At 47.8% G+C, this 17,048-nt stretch carries 18 protein-coding genes; 15 read left to right on the top strand and 3 right to left on the bottom strand.

Features of this window, described 5'->3' with window-relative positions; translation table 11 throughout:
• Positions 1-131: 131 nt before the first annotated feature.
• The 12 genes from ICL80_RS15320 (at position 132) to ICL80_RS15265 (ending at position 12,226) form a co-directional block, all read left to right on the top strand.
• Positions 132-2,312 (top strand): sensor histidine kinase, encoded by a 2,181-nt coding sequence (locus tag ICL80_RS15320; RefSeq protein ID WP_194213601.1) that lies wholly within the window; start codon positions 132-134, stop codon positions 2,310-2,312.
• An 18-nt stretch (positions 2,313-2,330) separates the two neighbouring features.
• The gene (locus ICL80_RS15315; RefSeq protein ID WP_194213600.1) at positions 2,331-3,023 is read left to right on the top strand and encodes a response regulator transcription factor; all 693 of its coding nucleotides are present in this window, start codon (positions 2,331-2,333) and stop codon (positions 3,021-3,023) included.
• Between the two features lie 173 nt (positions 3,024-3,196).
• Entirely contained in the window at positions 3,197-3,928 is a 732-nt protein-coding gene (locus ICL80_RS15310) for a sulfite exporter TauE/SafE family protein (protein ID WP_194213599.1), read from the top strand.
• Positions 3,929-3,938: 10 nt separating this feature from the next.
• Positions 3,939-5,375, top strand: coding sequence for a cytochrome-c oxidase, cbb3-type subunit I (gene ccoN, locus ICL80_RS15305; protein ID WP_194213598.1), 1,437 nt, complete (start codon positions 3,939-3,941; stop codon positions 5,373-5,375).
• Positions 5,368-6,102, top strand: a complete 735-nt coding sequence (gene ccoO, locus ICL80_RS15300; RefSeq protein ID WP_194213597.1) for a cytochrome-c oxidase, cbb3-type subunit II — start codon at positions 5,368-5,370, stop codon at positions 6,100-6,102. Before ccoN ends, ccoO begins: the two co-directional genes overlap by 8 nt.
• Positions 6,099-6,251 carry a CcoQ/FixQ family Cbb3-type cytochrome c oxidase assembly chaperone gene (locus ICL80_RS15295; protein ID WP_194213596.1) on the top strand — a complete coding sequence of 51 codons (153 nt, stop codon included), beginning with the start codon at positions 6,099-6,101 and terminating at the stop codon, positions 6,249-6,251. Before ccoO ends, ICL80_RS15295 begins: the two co-directional genes overlap by 4 nt.
• Positions 6,248-7,120 carry a cytochrome-c oxidase, cbb3-type subunit III gene (ccoP, locus tag ICL80_RS15290; protein WP_194213595.1) on the top strand — a complete coding sequence of 291 codons (873 nt, stop codon included), beginning with the start codon at positions 6,248-6,250 and terminating at the stop codon, positions 7,118-7,120. Before ICL80_RS15295 ends, ccoP begins: the two co-directional genes overlap by 4 nt.
• Positions 7,121-7,129: 9 nt before the next feature.
• Positions 7,130-8,545 carry a cytochrome c oxidase accessory protein CcoG gene (ccoG, locus tag ICL80_RS15285; protein ID WP_194213594.1) on the top strand — a complete coding sequence of 472 codons (1,416 nt, stop codon included), beginning with the start codon at positions 7,130-7,132 and terminating at the stop codon, positions 8,543-8,545.
• Positions 8,545-9,066, top strand: a complete 522-nt coding sequence (locus ICL80_RS15280; RefSeq protein WP_194213593.1) for a FixH family protein — start codon at positions 8,545-8,547, stop codon at positions 9,064-9,066. Before ccoG ends, ICL80_RS15280 begins: the two co-directional genes overlap by 1 nt.
• The gene (locus ICL80_RS15275; RefSeq protein ID WP_194213592.1) at positions 9,063-11,357 is read left to right on the top strand and encodes a heavy metal translocating P-type ATPase; all 2,295 of its coding nucleotides are present in this window, start codon (positions 9,063-9,065) and stop codon (positions 11,355-11,357) included. The genes ICL80_RS15280 and ICL80_RS15275 overlap by 4 nt, the downstream gene beginning before the upstream one ends.
• Positions 11,354-11,497: a cbb3-type cytochrome oxidase assembly protein CcoS gene (ccoS, locus tag ICL80_RS15270; RefSeq protein WP_194213591.1), complete on the top strand. Its 144-nt coding sequence runs from the start codon at positions 11,354-11,356 to the stop codon at positions 11,495-11,497. Before ICL80_RS15275 ends, ccoS begins: the two co-directional genes overlap by 4 nt.
• Positions 11,498-11,599: 102 nt before the next feature.
• Positions 11,600-12,226, top strand: a complete 627-nt coding sequence (locus ICL80_RS15265) for an OmpW/AlkL family protein (RefSeq protein ID WP_194213590.1) — start codon at positions 11,600-11,602, stop codon at positions 12,224-12,226.
• Positions 12,227-12,296: 70 nt separating this feature from the next.
• Here the strand turns inward: ICL80_RS15265 and hemN are convergent, their stop codons facing one another.
• The gene (gene hemN, locus ICL80_RS15260) at positions 12,297-13,676 is read right to left on the bottom strand and encodes an oxygen-independent coproporphyrinogen III oxidase (RefSeq protein ID WP_194213589.1); all 1,380 of its coding nucleotides are present in this window, start codon (positions 13,674-13,676) and stop codon (positions 12,297-12,299) included.
• A 128-nt stretch (positions 13,677-13,804) separates the two neighbouring features.
• On the opposite strand from hemN, the gene ICL80_RS15255 reads away from it, so the two are divergent.
• Complete coding sequence (locus tag ICL80_RS15255; RefSeq protein ID WP_194213588.1) at positions 13,805-14,194, top strand: hypothetical protein; 390 nt, start codon at positions 13,805-13,807, stop codon at positions 14,192-14,194.
• A 3-nt stretch (positions 14,195-14,197) separates the two neighbouring features.
• Here ICL80_RS15255 and ICL80_RS15250 read toward each other — a convergent pair whose 3' ends face one another.
• Entirely contained in the window at positions 14,198-14,941 is a 744-nt protein-coding gene (locus ICL80_RS15250) for a Crp/Fnr family transcriptional regulator (protein WP_194213587.1), read from the bottom strand.
• Positions 14,942-15,046: 105 nt separating this feature from the next.
• Complete coding sequence (locus ICL80_RS15245) at positions 15,047-15,655, bottom strand: DUF2059 domain-containing protein (RefSeq protein ID WP_194213586.1); 609 nt, start codon at positions 15,653-15,655, stop codon at positions 15,047-15,049.
• Positions 15,656-15,961: 306 nt separating this feature from the next.
• Between ICL80_RS15245 and ICL80_RS15240 the strand changes: the two genes are divergently transcribed.
• Entirely contained in the window at positions 15,962-16,327 is a 366-nt protein-coding gene (locus ICL80_RS15240) for a hypothetical protein (RefSeq protein WP_194213585.1), read from the top strand.
• Positions 16,328-16,453: 126 nt separating this feature from the next.
• The gene (locus tag ICL80_RS15235; RefSeq protein ID WP_194213584.1) at positions 16,454-17,032 is read left to right on the top strand and encodes a prepilin peptidase; all 579 of its coding nucleotides are present in this window, start codon (positions 16,454-16,456) and stop codon (positions 17,030-17,032) included.
• Positions 17,033-17,048: the final 16 nt, after the last annotated feature.

Raw genomic sequence — 17,048 nt, 5'->3', positions numbered from 1 at the left:
GCCTTAAAGTATTTGTACCTAGTATGTGGTTTTGTGTAAATGTATCCAGTGTTATACGAATATAATAATACGGCGAAAGAGAGGGGTAAGCCTCTGTCTTTCTGGGGGAAATGCCAGGGGTGGAGACAGGCATGAGGTTTTATTCGCCTACTAGGGTTGTGCAGGCTGCGGTGTTATTGTCACTGGCAACGGTCGGCATATGTTATTGGCTTGCAACCAGTGTGCAGTGGATGGGTCTTACATTAACGCCTGATGCTGTGATAGGCCAAGTTGTGATCATTGATACTGTTTCAAATTCGCCAGCAGAAGATATCGATGTTCCCGCAATACTGAAGGCTGTGAACGGTTTTCCTCTAACTGCGACAGATATTGTGGAAGAGCCGGATTTGCTGAACGATAATAAGACTGTTCGTGCCTTTCTTGAGCGGCAAACAGCCTTATGGTCCCATCTGCAAAGTAAAACAGTTATTTTAACGCTTGGGTACGGCGATGAACAGGAAAGAACGGTTGCCATTGTACCCACAAGCAGGCCTGCGGCATCCTTGCCTGCGGTGTTTTGGGTGCAGATACTTGTTGGGGCTGCAAGCTTTTTGATTAGTACATGGGTTTGGTCCTTAAGGCAAAGCGACTGGGGGGCCCGCTGTTTTGCGCTTTCTGGGCTTAGCACCCTGACGTTTGCCTGTGCAGCGGCAATATATAGCACAAGGGAACTTGCGTTTGATGGTGCACTGTTCAAGCTATTGTCAACATTAAACTATAGCGGTGCAGTTGCCTTTGGTATTGCAATACCAGCCATGTTTCTCGTTTACCCAAAGCAGCTTGTGAAGGTGCGCTATCTGCTTTTTGTGCCAGTGCTTTTTGCGCCAGTTGTGATACTGGATATTCTGCAAAGATACGGGTTGGGTTGGCCGTTATTTTCCGGCCTTTATTTGCCGCCGATTGTGGGCGCGGCAGAAATGTTCCTGATTGTGGCTCTTGTGGTGGTGCAATGGTTTGCAACCAGAAAAGACCCGCATAACAGAGCCGTTTTGCGGTGGCTTGGTTTATCTGTTGTAGTTTGTGCGGGCGCCTTTATATCGCTTGCTATGCTGCCGCTTGTCATACAGGAAAGCCCGCAGGTTTCTCAGGGCTGGATGTTTGTCTTTTTCCTGCTGATTTACATTGGGCTGGCGCTTGGACTGCGGCGCTACCGGCTCTTTGAGCTTGATACATGGGCTTTCAGAATCATTTTCTATATGGCCGCGCTTATCTTGTTTGTCGTTCTTGATGCGCTCATCATTTACGCGCTTGATTTTGGTGCCAGCTTTTCAACCGGGCTTTCTGTATTGCTTATCGGTATTCTGTATTTACCGCTACGTGATATATTGTGGCGTAAGATGCTAGGGCACAGAAATGTGGAAAATCATGCCCTGTTTCATCAGGTGATTGAAATTGCCTTTACCAGTACCCAGCAGGAAAGGGTAAAACGCTGGAAAACATTATTATATGCGATTTTTGATCCCCTTGAAATACGCGAACTAAGCCATGATGCAGGGCAGGTTGTTGTAAAGCGCGACGGTATTGAACTGCAGTTACCAGCGCTTGCCGGTATTGCACCGCTTGCTATGTGTTATTCGCACCGGGGCAGAGCGCTTTTTAGCCCGGCAGATTTGAATTTGGCGCAGCAAATTATAACATTAATGCGTCATGCAGAAAAAAGCCGTGATGCTTATGAGCGCGGCAAAACAGAAGAACGCAAGCGCATTGCTCAGGACCTGCACGATGATATTGGTGCCGGGCTTTTAACCAGCTTGCATACAGAAAATATGCAAGACATTAAATCTACAATCAGGAAAACACTTTCTGATATGCGCACTGTGGTAAGCGGGCTGATTGGCGGTACCATACCGCTTTATCAGCTTATTGCGGCGCTGCGCCATGAAAGCCATATCAGGCTTGAAGCTGCAGGGATCGAGCTTAATTGGCCACTTTCAGCCTCTGAGGAGCGGGAAGACCTTCTTGATTATCAGGTGTATAAAAATTATATTTCTATTCACCGTGAAATTATTAGCAATATTATTGTCCATTCTGGTGCTAAGGCGGTGGATGTCACGGTTGAGGCTGTTGGGAATATTATTCGTATTTGCATTAGTGATGACGGCGCAGGCCTTATGCTGGAAACAGCGGTGGGCAAGGCAAGTTCTTCAGGGGGGAATGGTATCCCGAATATGCGCCGCAGGGCAGAAGAAATTGGTGGTCGGCTAGAGTTCCCGGTCACAGAGAAAGGCTATGCCGTGCAAATTGAATTTTCGCTCGCGCAGATGGCAGTATAAAGCATGCTAGAGCAGGCAATGGAAAAAACACCGCCGCTGATGGAAGGGCTGGTTGTTGAGGATATTCCGCAAACCTGCGCGTGGCTGGCGGGTGTTCTGGAAGATGCCTTTGAGGGCATTTCTATAGCCCGCGCGGAAAATCTGACAATAGCCAGAAAGTGGCTTTCAGAACATTGGGCACTAGAAAAAACGGATAGAGCAGGTCCCCCTAGAATTGCGCTCATTGATCTGGGTTTGCCGGATGGTTCGGGGATAGCGCTGGTGCGCGATCTGGCCGAAAACTACCCCAATGTTATGCCCGTTGTTATAACAATTTATGACGATGATGCTCATTTGTTTGATGCCATTGCGGCCGGTGCAAAAGGGTATCTGTTGAAAGATCAGCAGCCAGAAATTTTGATCAAATATTTGCTGAGAATTCAGCAGGGTGAGCCGCCGCTTTCGCCTTCAATTGCCCAGCGCATGATGGCCTATTTTCAGAAGAAAAACCAGCAAACCATTACCGGCGATCTTCAGGCTGAAAGCTTAACAGCCCGTGAGATAGAGGTGTTGCGACTTTTAGCCAAGGGGCTTAGAAACAGTGATGTTTCCCGCATTTTGGGGATTAGTGAACACACGGTTGCAGGGTATGTAAAAACTATTTACCGCAAACTAGAGATTTGTTCCCGCGCTGAGGCAACGCTTGCCGCTGTAAATATGGGCCTGCTATAAATAAGCGCGACTTTTGGTCTATTTTATTATTATTTTTCAGTATGTTAAGTGTTTTGTGTATCTTGTGTGGGACAAGCTGACGCAGGCAGCCTTGTTTTGACAAAAGTCAAAACCCTCCCTTGTAAATAAAGATATGTTACCGAGTATGTTTAGTCACACTACTGGGGCCAATAGTGGAATATTTTCTGCAACATTGTCAGGTAATTATTGAAAATAAAGGCGGGATTTTGCTGTCTTTGTTTCTTGGTGGGCTGTTTGGCAGCCTGTCACACTGTACTGGCATGTGTGGCCCTTTTGTTATGGCGCAAGTGTCTGGCACAAGCAAAGCGGGCGAAGGTATGTTTAGGCGGCTTAGGGGCGCTGCTCTTTTGCCATACCATGCCGGGCGCATCACAACATACAGCTTGCTGGGGTTGCTGGCGGCAACACTTTCTGGCTCGCTTATGGGAACGCCGTTTGAGCGCGGCGTTATTTTTACATTCCTGATGCTTTCCGGGGTGCTGTTTTTAGCAAATGCTATCCCTGCGCTTAAAGCCATTTTTCCTATGCCTGACATGGGGGGTATAGCGGGTAAAATGGGCGCTGCCATTGGCAAGATCGCGGCACCTTTCATGCAGTCGCACAGCCCTGTGCGGCGTTATGCCCTTGGTATGATGCTGGGGTTGCTGCCTTGTGGGCTGGTGCTAGCCGCCCTTATGGCGGTGACGGCAACGGGCGACCCTTTGGTCGCTGTTGCGGGAATGATGTTTTTTGGATTGGGAACGGTTCCAGCCCTTTTTGTGGTTGGAACAGGCACACGGCTTGCGCTTGCGCGTTGGCCAAATGAGGTACAGCTGATTGCCAGTGGCATGATGGCTGTGAACGGTGTCAGCCTGATGGTCGTGGCTGGCTCAGTGGTTATGTGAGGAAAGAAATATGAATACGCTCACTGAAACACCCAAATATAACGATGAGGTTGTGAAACTGTTCACAATCGCAACAGTATTTTGGGGTATTGTCGGGTTTGCTGTTGGGGTTTTTATTGCCCTCCAGATGGCATTCCCCGCTTTAAATATTGGTGAATATTTAACCTTTGGCAGGCTACGGCCATTGCATACATCGGCTGTGATTTTTGCCTTTGGCGGCAACGCCCTGTTTGCAACAAGCTATTTTTCAGTGCAGCGTACATGCCGTACGCGCCTCTGGGGCGATAGTTGGGCTACCTTTACTTTTTGGGGTTACCAGCTTTTCATCGTTTTGGCGGCACTAGGCTATGTAACAGGGGTAACGCAGGCAAAAGAGTATGCCGAGCCTGAATGGTACGCAGACCTTTGGCTCACTTTTGTGTGGGTGGCGTATCTGATTGTTTTTCTGATGACGCTAAAGAACCGCAGGGAACCCCATATTTATGTGGGTAACTGGTTCTTCCTCGCCTTTATTGTCACGGTTGCTGTTCTACACCTCGTGAATAATATTTCTGTGCCGGTGTCCCTGACAGGGGCTAAAAGCTACCCTGTGTGGGGCGGTGTTCAGTCTGCCCTTATTCAGTGGTGGTACGGCCATAACGCTGTGGGCTTTTTCCTGACAGCGGGCTTTTTGGGCATTATGTATTATTTCGTACCAAAGCGGGCAGAGCGGCCTGTTTACAGTTACCGGCTGTCTATCCTCCATTTTTGGGGCCTGATTTTCATCTATATTTGGGCGGGGCCACACCATTTGCATTATACCAGCTTGCCTGATTGGGCGCAGACCCTTGGGGCAACCTTCTCTATCATGCTGTGGATGCCGTCTTGGGGTGGTATGATCAACGGTATGATGACCCTGTCTGGTGCGTGGCATAAACTGCGCGAAGACCCGGTTCTCAGGTTCATGATTATATCCCTCGCATTCTACGGTATGAGCACGTTTGAAGGCCCCTTAATGTCTATCAAGACAGTGAATGCGCTTTCTCATTATACTGACTGGACCATTGGTCACGTACATTCTGGTGCGCTTGGCTGGGTGGCGTTCATTACCTTTGGGGCTGTGTACCATATGGTGCCAGTGCTGTGGAAAAAACAGCGCCTCTATTCCATGCGCCTTGTAAATATGCATCTGTGGATCGCAACGATTGGTATTGTTCTTTATATTGCCGCCATGTGGGTGTCCGGTATTATGCAGGGTCTGATGTGGCGTTCTTATGATGAACTTGGCTTCCTGCAATATAGCTTTGTTGAAACTGTTATGGCCATGCATCCCTTCTATCTCATTAGGGCGCTTGGGGGCATTCTGTTCCTCACAGGCGGGCTGATCATGGCTTATAACCTGATTAAAACGGTTAAGGGTGACGCTGTGCCTATGAAGACAAAAGTAGGGGAGAAAGCCCATGCTTAAACATCATGAAAAACTGGAGAAAAACTCCATCCTGCTGCTTATTTTCATTGTGCTAGCTATCTCTGTTGGTGGCTTAATCGAAATCGTACCACTTTTTAGGGTGGAAACAACGATTGAGCCAGTAAAAGGCGTGCGGCCTTATACACCGCTTGAGCTTGCTGGGCAGAATGTATATGTCCGCGAGGGCTGTTATAACTGCCATAGCCAGCAAATTCGCCCGCTCAGGGATGAAGTAGAGCGTTACGGTCATTATTCGCTTGCAGCAGAAAGCATGTATGACCACCCGTTCCAGTGGGGGTCAAAGCGCACAGGGCCAGACCTTGCCCGTGTTGGCGGCAAATATTCTGATGACTGGCATGTGCAGCATATGCATAGGCCGCAAGATCTGGTGCCAGAAAGCATTATGCCACCATACCCCCATTTGGCGGAACGCGGCGCTAACCTTGATGACATAGGGCAGGATATGAAAGCCCTGCGTATGGTGGGTGTGCCCTACACAGACGAGATGATCGAGTTCGCGAGCCGCGATGCGTATGCTCAGGCAGCAGACGAAAGCGATTATCACGATGGCTTGGCTGAGCGTTACGGCAAGGTAACCATGCGTAACTTTGACGGCCAAAACCATACGACAGAGCTTGATGCACTTATTGCTTATCTGCAAGTGCTGGGCACCATGGCAGAGCTTCAAGACTATGAAGCGCCTTCAGTGCAGGGAGAGGACAAATGATAGACTGGCTTTCACAGCATGCTGGCATGGCAGGCCTTTTATTTTTCTTCACGGTTTTCCTGCTGATAGCAGGCTGGGCTTATCGGCCCAAAGCCAAAGAACAAATGGAATCTTATAAATTCATCCCTTTAGCGGAGGATGACAAATGACTAAAAAACAGAATGAAATTGATAAAATATCTGGCGTTCAAACAACGGGTCACGAATGGGACGGTATCAAGGAACTTGATAACCCCATGCCGCGCTGGTGGCTGATTGTCTTTTACCTGTGCATCATATGGGCCATAGGGTACTGGGTTGTCTATCCGGCGTGGCCAACGCTGTCTGGCGATGGTGAACGGGGTGGTACAGAAGGCTCACAGGGCTGGACCCAGTACAAACAGTTGAAAGAAGCTCAGGCAGAGATTGTGGCCCGTAAAGCTGTTTATCAAGGTCGGTTTGATCAGGCGTCGTATGCCGAGATTAAAGAAGACCCAAGCCTGTATGCTTTTGCGCTTGCAGGCGGTAAGGCAGCGTTCGGTGATAACTGTGCTACGTGCCACGGTACAGGCGGTGCGGGTGCTAGTGGGTACCCGAACCTGAATGATGACGATTGGCTGTGGGGCGGTGATATTGATGCGATTGAACAGACACTGCGGTATGGTGTCAGGTCTGGTCACGATGAAGCCCGGTTTAATGAAATGCCTGCTTTTGGCAGCTTTATGGACACCGCAGACATTCAAGCAGTGGCCGATTATGTTTATGCGGTGGCGCACGGTGAGGCGCTTCCCGAAGCGGGTGAAGCTATCTTTGACGAGCAATGCTCTGTTTGTCACGGTTCAGCGGGTGTTGGTGTGCAGGAGTTGGGTGGCCCCAAACTTGCCGATGCTATCTGGCTGTACGGCGGCAGCAAGAGTGATATTGTTGCCCAAATAAGAAACCCAAAACACGGTATTATGCCGGCGTGGGATGGCCGCTTAAGCGATAGCACTATTCGCCAGCTAACAGTTTATGTTCATTCACTTGGCGGTGGGGAATAGGATCAGAGTATGACTGACACTGCGGCCCCCCTAAAACTATTTGTTAAAAAAGAACGGATTTTCCCCAAACGTGTTTGGGGGAAATTTCGCAAGATCAAATGGCTGTCTATGGTAACATTGCTGGGTATTTATTATCTTGCACCGTTTATCAGGTGGGACCGCGGCCCTCATGCGCCTGATCAGGCTATCCTTATCGATATGCCAGCCCGGCGCGCCTATTTCTTTTTTATCGAGATATGGCCACAGGAAGTTTACTATCTTACCGGGCTTCTTATTCTGGCGGCCATTGGGTTGTTTCTGGTAACCAGTTTGCTGGGCCGTGTCTGGTGTGGGTATGCGTGCCCGCAAACCGTGTGGACAGACCTGTTTGTGTGGGTAGAGCGTATTGTGCAAGGCGACCGTGCCAAGCGGCAAAGGCTTTATCAGGCCCCGTGGTCTTTCGAAAAGCTTTGGAAGCTTGGCCTAACTCATAGTGCCTGGTTGGTTATTGGCATGCTAACCGGTGGTGCATGGGTGTTTTATTTTAATGATGCTCCAACCCTGATTGAGCAGATAGTACATCTGGATGTGCCGTGGTCTGTGCTTGGCTGGATTATTGCCTTAACACTTTCCACCTATGTAATGGCTGGTTTTGCTCGCGAGCAGGTGTGCATCTATATGTGCCCTTATGCGCGGTTTCAGTCAGCCATGTTTGACAAAGACACCCTTGTTATTGGTTATGATGAACTGCGCGGTGAACAGCGCGGCAAGCATAAAAAAGGCGAGAGCTGGGAAGGGCGCGGTCACTGCATCGATTGTACTGCCTGTGTACAGGTGTGCCCGGTTGGTATTGATATTCGCGATGGCTTGCAGATGGAATGTATTGCTTGTGGCCTTTGTATTGATGCCTGTAATGACATTATGCACAAGCTTGAATTGCCGCCTGATCTTATCCGTTATGACACGCCTCATAATCAGGAGTGTCGAAAAGAAGGAAAGCCAGAATATTTTAGCCTGTTTAGGCTTCGAACCTTTTATTACATAGCGATTATGACTGTTGTTGGCGGCGCTATTCTGTTTGGGCTTTTGAACAGAAGCGAGACAGAATTACATGTTCTGCACGATAGAAACCCCATGTTTGTGCAGCTCTCAAACGGCGATATTCGAAATGGGTATGATATTAAAATTTTGAATAAAACACAGGAAGACAGAATTTTTAGCCTGAGCGCAGAAGGCTTGACGGGTCTCACACTTAAAGCACAAGGTGCGGGCGAGCTTGATGCAGGCTCCTTACTGGTTTTTGCTGATAGTGTTGGGCATTTCCGGGTGTTTGCGTTTGCGCCAAAGCCAGAAACAACACGAAGTGATATTAGGTTTGTGCTTCAGGAAAAAGAGACTGAAGCACGGGAAGAGTATGAAACCCTTTTTGTAAGTGGGAAACAATAGTGCAGGAGCCACGCCAAAACACGGAAGTGCCTCTATCTGGCCCGCGGCCATCTGACCGTTGGATACCGTGGTATTTTGTAGCATTTTTTGTGGTGCTTATTATGATCAGTGCCGGGTTTGTTGCCATTGCTGTTACAACCCATACCGGCGTTGTAACAGAGCATGCTTACCAAAAGGGCCTCGACTATAACGATACGATAGCCGCCGCCGAGAAGATGCACCACACAGGCTGGGCCGGCACCGTAACATTCAACCCTGTTGCCTCTGCCCTAGAGGGGAATATGGTTTTTACCTTGCAGGATAAGGCCGGAAAACCAGTTGAAAATGCGGCTGTAATGGCTTCCGTGTTTCGCCCAACGCAATCTGGCTATGATTTTGCTTTCCCACTGGATGCCCGTGGTGCAGGTGTTTATAGTGCAGATGTAGTTTTTCCTTTATCTGGCCAGTGGGAAGTCCGGTTTTTTGCGGAAAAGCCAGACGCGACTTTCCAGATGGCTGAACGGCTAGTGCTTGTTAAATGACACAGTGTAAACAGTGCGGTAAAGATTGTAAAACGGGTGACTTCTGTTGTAGTGGCTGTGAAGCCGCCTGTGCAGCAAGAGAGAGTATAAGCGCAGAAGGCCAATATAGTGCCCTTGCGCAGGATCTTGGGAATGGGACCTACCAGCTAGAGCTGGCAGTAGAGGGTATCCACTGTGCTTCTTGCATCCGGTTGATTGAAAATGCCCTTGCTGCGCAGCCTGATGTAACCGCCGCCCGCGTTAACATGACAACAGAACGCCTTGCCTTTTCATGGACAGGCGAAAAAAGCCGTGGTGACGCTTTAGCCGCCGAAGTGAGTAAGCTTGGTTACAAGCTGTTTTCTTTTGATGCTGAAAAGGAAAATAGCGGTGCCGACACGGAAAAAACCTTAATTAAAGCTATCGCAGCCTCTGGCTTTGCAGCGGGTAACTTGATGCTTATTTCCGTCGGCTTGTGGTCAAGCACAGCTGAAACCATGGGTTTTGCAACGCGCGACTTTTTCCACTGGGTTTCTGCCCTTATTGCCTTACCTATTGTGCTTTATTCAGGGCAACCTTTTTTCAGGTCTGCCTTTGCGGCGCTCAGGGGTGGCCATACAAACATGGATGTGCCCATTTCCCTTGCTGTGATTTTAGCCTCTGTCATGAGTGTTTCAGAAACGATCCGTCACGGTGATCATGTTTATTTTGATTCCGCCGTTATGTTGCTGTTTTTTCTGCTTATTGGCCGGTATCTGGATGCGCGGGCAAAAGGAAAAGCAAGGGCTTCTGCATCCCGGCTGTTGTCGCAACTGGCTGGTATGGCCGCTGTTAAAGAGGCTGGTGCCCTAAAGCGGGTGCCTATAAGCCAGCTTAAAAGCGGTATGCAGGTGCTTGTCACAGCAGGGGAAAACTTCCCGGCGGACGGCATTATAACAGCAGGTGAAACTGACATGGATATGTCGCTTATTAGCGGCGAAACCATACCGCTTCATGCGGGTGTTGGCACAGACGTGTTTGCTGGCACCCTTAACCTTACGGCCCCCGTCGATATAGAAGTGACAAAGGCCAGCGAAAACAGTTTGCTTAGCGCCATTGTTCGTATGATGGAAGTTGCTGAACAAGGCGCCGCTAAATATGTCCGTATTGCCGACAAAGCCGCAGCTCTTTATACGCCTGTGGTACATATTATGGGTTTTGCCACGTTTGCAGGCTGGTGGTTACTGGCCAGCGCTGACTGGCAGGTGGCGCTATTGCACGCTGTGACAGTGCTGATCATTACTTGCCCTTGTGCACTCGGGCTTGCGGTGCCTGTTGTGCAAGTGCTGGCAAGTGGTGTGCTTTTGAAAAATGGTGTGCTGTTAAAATCTGGTGATGCGCTGGAACGCCTTGCAGGTATTGATACCGTTGTGTTCGACAAAACCGGTACGCTTACTGTTGGGAGGCCAGAACTGCTTCCCGCTGGCTATAGTCCTGCTGAGCTGAAATTGGCAGCGTCTCTTGCCGCCAATAGCAGGCACCCGCTTTCAAAAGCCCTTGCCGAAGCCTACACGGGTGAATTGATCACTCTTGAGGTAAAAGAACATCCAGGTAAGGGGCTTTCTGCTTTTTATGATGGGCAAGAAGTACGAGTTGGCAGCCGAGCATGGTGTGGCACAGACGGCACAAAAAATGGCACAGATGGCACAGAAAGTGGCACACGTGGTACAGACACTGTGCTGGAGCTTTTTTTGTGGGTCGGTGGTCAGACCAAAAAGCGTTTTACCTTTGCAGATCAGTTACGTAGTGATGCCGTGGACACCATTACCCGCCTCAAAGCGGCAGGGCTTGACTGTATTTTGCTGTCTGGCGATAGAAAAGCAGTTGCTGGCATTATAGGCGGCAGGCTGGGTATCGAGCGCATTATTGCCGAAGTAACACCGGCTGAAAAATGCGCAGAGCTTAAAGCCTTGAAAGAAAAAGGCCGGTCTGTCCTAATGGTGGGGGACGGCCTGAATGATGCGCCAGCTCTTGCTGCTGCTGATGCATCCATGTCACCGTCAAGCGCGGTTGATATAACCCAGAATACCGCCGATATTGTGTTTCAGGGCGAGCGTTTAATGCCTGTTTATGATACACTCCTTGTGGCCCGTCGTTCAAATGCGCTGGTCAGAGAGAACTTTGCTCTTGCGATTCTCTACAATATTGTTGCGGTACCAATGGCGGTTATGGGATATGTTACCCCTATGGTGGCTGCCGCTGCCATGTCTGGTTCGTCGCTGATTGTTATCATGAATGCCTTTCGGCTTACTTTGGGAAGGAAAAAATCATGAGTGCACTTTTATATCTGGTACCCATTGCATTAGGGCTTGGCTTTCTAGGGCTGGGAGCATTTTTATGGTGTATGAAAAGCGGCCAGTATGACGACCTTGAAGGGGCGGCTCACAGAATTTTACTGGACGACGAAGAATAATATATAAGTATTTGAATTAAATATTTTATTTGACTTTTATCAAGGTTAAAAGCCCTTTTTAAATGCATATTTTCCTCAATGATTAACAGAGAGGAAAAACAGATGTCTATCTCCCCCTTTTTTAAAGTTCTTACATGTGCGGCGGCGCTTCAGTTGGCAGCTGGTGCGGCCATTGCAGAAGATAAAAGCCCTTGGCTTGTTCGTCTGCGCCTTATTGACGTTGCGCCAGATGAAAGCAGTACAGTTTCTATTGGTGGTGCGGTTACAGCTGACAGTAAAATTATGCCTGAGCTTGATATCAGCTATTTCTGGACAGACCATTTTGCCACTGAGCTGATTTTGGCGACCACCAAACACTCTATGGGGGCAACAGGCACCGCTCTTGGTGATCTGGACCTAGGTCATGTTTGGGTGCTGCCACCAACCTTTTTGGCGCAGTATCATTTTAACCCGGGAGGGCAGGTTCGCCCGTATGTGGGTGCTGGCTTGAATTACACGTTCTTTTACAACAATAATCCGGGTGATGTGGCCAGTATAAAATATAGCAACGGCTTTGGGTATGCCTTGCAGGCTGGTGTCGATGTTGGGCTGGATGATCACTGGGCTATTAACGCCGATGTGAAAAAGCTTTTCCTGAATACAGATGCAAGCATTAACGGCGGCGCTGTTACAGCTGATGTTGATCTGGACCCTTGGGTTTTTGGTCTAGGTCTCGCATACCGGTTCTAAACGTTAACCCTTAGTCTCACCCCCCCATAGGACTGATCCTGTGGGGGCTTCGTTTTTTGTAAGAAGATGTTTAAGCAATCTGAGAATGCTGAGCCTGTTTTGGCTGTAGGTAACTATCAAAGACAGATGCCGCAAGCCGGCTTGCTTGTGCAATTTTTACAGTGAAGGCTTTGTCCTGTTCCGAAAAATCGATTAGCCCGTCAACAGCAAGCTCTTGAAGCATTATTTTAGCCTGCTGAAAGGCAATATGAGCAAGAGAACTGGATCTGCTATCCCGTTTTTCAGTGAAATCTTTCAGACTAAACTCCCCGTAGCACATGATATGCTGAATAATAAGCCGCCTTATGTGATCTTCCGGTGTTAGTTTTATACCGCGCGTTGCCGGCAGGTCGCCAGCATCAAGAGCTTTGTAATACGCCCTGATGTCAGGTTTGTTCTGGCTATAGCCTTGAGGCAGGCTGCTAATAGCTGAAGCGCCAAAGCCGAGAAGGTTTTCTGCTGTATCGGCTGTGTAGCCTTGGAAATTACGGTGTATTTTTTTTGTCTGATATTGGAGGGCTAGGGGGTCGCTTTTTTGTACAAAGTGATCCAGCCCAATTTGCTGGTAACCACCTTCAATAAGCGCATTTCGCGCAAGGTCAAATTGCCTAAGCCGCTCTTCGGCACCGGGCAGGGCCATTTCATCAATAAGCCGCATATGCTTTTTCATCCATGGTACATGAGCATAACCAAACAGGGATATTCGGCTGGGTTTTAACATAAGGGCATAGGCGATATTGTCCCGAATGTGTTTTGATGTTTGCACAGGCAGGCCGTATAGCAAGTCCATGTTGCAGGCCTTAATGCCGTATTGTCGTAGTAAATCAAGGCCGCGGTAAACGGTGTTTAAGGGCTGCACGCGGTTAATGGCTTTTTGCACATCGATGTGGAAATCCTGCACACCGAGGCTGGCGCGGTTAACGCCTGCCTTACTATAGGCCGCCACTTTGGCTTCTGTGATTTCACGAGGGTCTAGTTCTATGGCAATTTCTGCCTCGGTATCAACAGAGAATACATGGTTTATATGGTCCATCAGGCTGGTAAAGTCTGAAGCCGACAAATAACTTGGCGACCCGCCGCCAAAGTGAATATGGCTGACCTTTCTTTTAGATGACTCCTGCATCTCGGCTGCCGTTAAGGTGATCTCTTTTTTAAGATAATCAAGGTATATGCTGACCGGCTGATAAAGTGCGGTGGCTTTGGTGTGGCAACCACAATACCAACATAGTTTTTTGCAGAAGGGTATATGGATATATAGCGAAAGCGGTGCGTCTGCTTCGATGTCTTGCAGCCATGTTTTATAGACCTGCCCATTAATGCCTGCATGAAAGTGCGGCGCTGTTGGGTAGCTTGTATATCGTGGTATGTTTTGGTTGCGTTTGAGTAAAGCGCTATAATGATTTGCTCGCACCGGCTTATCCTTTTAGTTAATTACCCTGAAAGTCTAGTCGGCTTTACCCTTTAGGCGCTTGATCATTGTCAAATACGCCAATTTTCTTTTTGTTTACTATCAGGGTCTTATGAAGGGTGGGTACTCGGATGGCTGATGCACGCGGAAATATAAATGTTTCAGGTTTGGAAGAGTATCTGGCTAATTATGTGCGGGTGTGTAACTATGTGCTTGAAGCCAATGAGAACCGTTTTCCTTTTCTGGAGATTTGGCGCGCAGGAGAAGAAAGCCTAACAGGTATGTCGATCGAGTTTTCGACAAGTAACCAGTCTGAAACGGCTGTGTATGCTGTTGTTTTTCATCAAAAACGCTTGAACTCTATTGGCCCTGCACTTGCTGCCTGTTTGCCAAAACATCATAAAAAGCTGCATTTTGACTATGTGCTTGCGGTGCTCACGGAGCCATATAAATATATAACAAATCCAAGCCTGATCGATTGGGACTGGATGAGCCGCAATAAAAACAAGACAGGTCTATAAGCGTTAGTGCAGGTCTGAGCACGGAAACTCGTTAGAGCAGCTATTGCAAGCGTAGTTAGACAGTGTTTCAAGGTTAGGTATCGTCACACTTGACCCCTGAACGGTGATGTCTGTTTCTTTGCGCAGTTTGTTGAGAGCGCGCGAAAATGTTTCACACTGCATGCCAAGACGGGCGGCAATGAGAGATTTGTCGTATGGCAGTGTCATCTCGTATGGCTCAGTGTTACTGAGATTGCATAGACGTAGCATAAAGCAGCCAATACGCTGGGGTGCATTATGCATATTCAGGCTTTCAATTTCCTGAGTTTGGCGTTTACGCTGGCGGGAAAGTGAGGCCAGCATAGCAAGCGCAACATCATGGCTTTCACCAACAGCTTTTTTAAGCAAGCTTGCAGGTAAGCGAAGCAGGGTTACATGTTCTGCGGCTGCCGCGCTCACGGTGTGTATGTCGCCGTCTAGAATCGCAGTTTCCCCAAAAATATGACCACTTGTCAGCATGTCCAGAACGGCTTCACTACCTTCCAACGTTTCTCTGAATAGTTTCACCCAACCAGACTTGATAAGATAAAACCATTCTGATGCGTCATCCTGCAGGAAAATGACATTACCTTTTTCATAGCTAACTTCTTGTGCAGCCTGACTGAGTGCTTGTAATAAGGCAGGCGGCATTGATTGAAACAGCGAGTGCTGTTTCAGCATGTCATGTTTGGAGATGATGTTTGTTGTCTCAATCATAGAAGTTGTCATGTCTGATCCCCTTACCGTTTATCAAACAGATGTAACAGCCAGTGGTTACATATTAGTAAATGTTTGACCGCAGGGGGATGCGACAGAAGATCACACTATGAAGGTTTAGACGGCAAAATCAGTTGAAATTTGTTGCAGCACGGTTTTTTGGGCTTCTTCAAAAATAGCTTTTCCCTGTACGGCAACAGCGGCTGCAATAACTGGTTGCAGGGTGATCATTTTTTCAAAATGAGGGGATTGTTCTTTTTCCATAAGGATAGAACGCAGTTCATCTTTATTGAAATGCTGGTTGTAAATACCGGCCATCATGGTGTTCCATTCACCTGCATATGTGGTTTGTGCAACCCTTATGGCCTGTACAACAGCTGTTTTTACAGTTTCAAAGCCATGCTGCCGAATAGCGGCCTGCACCGGAGTAGATGTTTTGACTTCGTTTAAAAGCAGTAAAGACAGGTTTTTATATATGCCGGTTGCTTCAATAAACTTGAGCGCGGCGGCATCTGATGCCGTGTTTGTGTGTGCTGGTGTATCTATAAAAGGTGTTGCAAGGATATGTGCGTTATTATCTGGCCTGCTAGACTGTCCGGTATTTGGTACAGAGACCAGTTTATTCGACATCATGGCCGCGAAAACAGCTGGTGATCCAGCGGCAATCAGTATGGCTACTGAAAGCGATAAATATACAACCCTGACTTTATGACTCACTGTATGCATTTTAAATGTCGCGTCTGTTAAAGAAATATTAAAATCGGCTTCTTAGAGCCTTGCTAATACATCTTGAACGGCATTTCTGCTTTTTTGTGAGGGTGTCATAAAAAATTCACGTAAGAGGGTGCGACTCAAGTTTAATTTTCATAACCATATGTTTTTAAATGGATTTATTTGTAACAAAAAATGAAAAAAAATTACTTTAACGATTTCAGGGGCTTAAATATCGTATGGTTGGACCTTCTTACATGTGGTACATAATAGTGTAACAAACATGTCTATAATAGAAAGTTTTGCCGTAGGAGATTCGATATGCGTTATACATCTATCGGTGCAATTATAAGTGTAGCTTTTTTTGCAAGCACAGTGTCAGCAGAAGAGATTCGCGTTGCGTTTGACGATACCGCAACCAGCTATGCTGCACAAGAACTCAGTACTGGTGATTGGAGCAGCGCAGAGGCTGCCCTTGTTGGCGGTGAGTTCTCGGAAGAAGATCAGGTTTTTGCGAAGTTAAACCTCGCTTTTGTATATAGTACAACAGGCAGGCGTGATCAGGCTGTTGCTATTTACCGGGATATTCTGGCGGACAAGGAAAATCCTTATGCGCTTTTAAGGAATGGCGAGCCACGCCGGGTGAAAACAATCGCTATGACAGCGCTAAACCGCTTAGGCGAATAATAGCAGCCTTCAATAAAGGCTGAAGGTGAGGAAAAGGTGCACAGTTTCTGTGCGCCTTTTTTTATGGTAAAACCTTTATTTGTCGCTAGGCATTAGCATACTGTGCCGAGAGCAAAAGGGTGCACCATGCCGGAAGATGAAATGTCAGAGATGCCAGAGCCGCAAATAGTGCAGAAAAACTTGTGGCTGTCGCTTTTTGCGCTTGCTGCATTATTTCCCGCCATTTTGCTTCTTATGGTTTCCGCCCGTTGGGCTGAAAGCGCTAGTCTGTATTTAATCTTATGGGTGCTGGCTGTTAGTGACTGGCATACATATAGGCTGCCTAATGTGTGGAATGCCATCTTAGTTATATCGGGCCTGATATTGCATTATCTGTCCGACCCAGCGTCTTTCAGTTATTATTATATAGGGGCTATTGCTGGCTTTGGTTCTTTGGCGCTTTTGAGTATCGCTTACTATTATGTGCGTGGTCGACATGGCTTGGGTATGGGAGATGCCAAGTTTATGGCAGGTAGTGGTGCATGGGTGGGGTGGCCCGTTTTGCCGCAGGTGTTTTTGCTTGCGTCATGTGCAGCGCTTATCTTTGCTATGATACAAAAGTTGAGAGGGCAATCTGTAACCATGCAGAGTCGTTTACCATTTGGCCCTTTTTTATGTCTCTCGACATGGCTTGTGTGGGTTTTTATGCACCAGAATTTATTTTAAATCGTAAAGTTTTTGT

This window comes from Kordiimonas pumila (assembly GCF_015240255.1).
GTDB classification, from domain to species: domain Bacteria; phylum Pseudomonadota; class Alphaproteobacteria; order Sphingomonadales; family Kordiimonadaceae; genus Kordiimonas; species Kordiimonas pumila.
Note: the sequence above shows the minus strand (reverse complement) of the source record. Positions and strands in the feature narration are given on the sequence as shown.